The sequence below is a fragment of the Noviherbaspirillum sp. genome (genome assembly GCF_035654295.1).
Classification (GTDB): Bacteria; Pseudomonadota; Gammaproteobacteria; order Burkholderiales; family Burkholderiaceae_D; genus Noviherbaspirillum.
In genome coordinates, this window is the sequence record NZ_DASRXF010000210.1 from 1 (window position 1) to 2,011 (window position 2,011).

At 60.7% G+C, this 2,011-nt stretch carries 1 protein-coding gene and 1 pseudogene; both read left to right on the top strand.

What is annotated here, in order from left to right:
- Positions 1–199: 199 nt before the first annotated feature.
- Positions 200–1,435: a Na+/H+ antiporter NhaA gene (nhaA, locus tag VFF99_RS19760; protein WP_325020642.1), complete on the top strand. Its 1,236-nt coding sequence runs from the start codon at positions 200–202 to the stop codon at positions 1,433–1,435.
- A gap of 219 nt (positions 1,436–1,654) precedes the next feature.
- Positions 1,655–2,011, top strand: a pseudogene (locus VFF99_RS19765) (nodulation protein NfeD); the annotation flags it as partial.

Below are 2,011 nucleotides of genomic sequence, written 5' to 3' on the forward strand. Positions count from 1 at the left end.
CCTGGCCCCTGCTGCCAGCGCCACGCCTGCCACGCCCGCCACATCTGTGGTCCGGGCGGAAACGCGCGGTGGCCGTAATTCTTCCGCCGGGCCTGGCGCCCGCTTCCTGTCCGGCACCGTGCCGGAAATCCGCAGACAGCCCGCAACAAACCTGAAAACGACCATCCATCATCAAAACATGTCCTGGAAAGACAAAAAAATGGCCGCTATCCAAAGGAAACTTTCAAACACCTTCAAGCAGTTCTTCGAATCGAAGAAGGCAGGAGGAATTCTGCTGATCATCTGCACGGTTTTCTCGCTTTTACTGGCAAATTCCCCGCTCGGGCCCGCCTACCTCGATGTCTGGCAGCTGCGCGTGGGCGGATTGAGCGTCGAGCACTGGGTCAATGACGCGCTCATGGCAATCTTTTTCCTGTTGATCGGTCTTGAACTTGAGCGCGAGTTGTATAACGGCGAGCTATCCAACTTCAAGAACGCCCTTCTCCCGATTTTTGCGGCAGCCGGCGGTATTTGCATACCGGCACTCATCCATTTCGGCCTGAATGCAGGAACGCCTGCACAGGCGGGAATCGGCATTCCGATGGCCACGGATATCGCGTTCGCATTGGGCGCCCTTGCGCTTCTCGGAAGCCGCGTGCCGGCCTCGCTCAAGGTTTTTCTCACGGCTCTCGCGGTCATGGATGATCTCGGCGCCATCATCGTCATCGCGCTCTTTTATACCGCAGAGCTGTCGCTCGCCTATTTGCTGGGAGCGTTTGCGGTATTCGGGCTGCTCGTGTGCATGAATCGCTTCCTGCGCGTCATGGCCCTGACGCCTTACTTGCTGGGCGGCGCGGTGATGTGGGTACTGATGCTGAAGTCGGGTGTGCATGCGACCATTGCCGGCGTCCTGCTGGCGTTTGCCATTCCCTTCTCAGCAAAGCAGGATGACGAGGAATCGCCGTCGCATCGCCTCGAGCATCTCCTGCACACCCCGGTAGCCTTCATCATCCTGCCCGTCTTCGCACTTGCAAATACCGGCATCATCATCGGCTCCGACTGGAGTCTGGAGCTGGCGTCGGCAAACAGCCTCGGTATTCTTGCCGGCCTTGTGATCGGCAAGCCGCTGGGAATCACGCTGCTCAGTTTTGTCGCAGTTGCAATCGGCCTCTGCAAGCTGCCGCTCGACTTGCGCTGGCGGCATGTATTCGGTGCGGGCCTGCTCGGCGGCATCGGCTTCACGATGTCGATCTTCATCACCAATCTCGCCTTCGCCGGACAGGCGGAAGTCATCAATGCGTCAAAGATGGCAATCCTGCTGGCATCCCTGACGGCAGGCGTCATCGGCTTCGGCTGGCTTAAGTTCTTTGGACGCCCCGCGGCTTCGGACACGGACATGGATACCATGGACTTCGAGGAAAACGTTGCATTGCGAACACCCAAACTTCCGCGCTAGGGAGCCGGGGGCTGGGGTGCGTGCGGCCGTGCTGGTCCATGACTACGACGGCGGGGCGCAAAAAGGAATTTTTTACCCGGGCCTCCATCGAATTGTTGTCTGTTCACTGCTTCCTCGGATTCTCTTCGGCATGGCAGGCGGTGGACGCGAGACGCTCGATGGTTCGAGGCAGCGCTTTTCTCCTGCGTACCCTGAACGCATATTCCTGGGGAGGTGGGCATGGTGGCGAACACAGGCGATTTCCTGCTGCCAAGACACACAGGCGGCAGCAAGCGAAGCATACGGCGCTGCGGCGGGCTGCGGCCCGCATTGACGGCGGCAATACTCTGGCTGTTCTGCTGCCTGTGCCGGGCGGCGCCCGCGCCTGTCATGTTGCTGACGATAGACGGCCCAATCGGTCCCGCGACGGCTGACTACGTTGCACGCGGCATTGCCCGTGCCGCCCAGGATGGCAGCCAGCTCGTGGTCCTGCAGATGGATACGCCGGGCGGGCTCGATACGTCGATGCGCACCATCATCAAGGCCATCCTGACCTCGCCCGTGCCGGTCGCCGGATTCGTCGCACCCAGCGGCGCG

What these genes read in the sequence shown, in the direction of transcription:
- nhaA (WP_325020642.1), top strand. Translation starts at nt 200, where the DNA reads ATGGCCGCTATCCAAAGGAAACTTTCAAACACCTTCAAGCAGTTCTTC.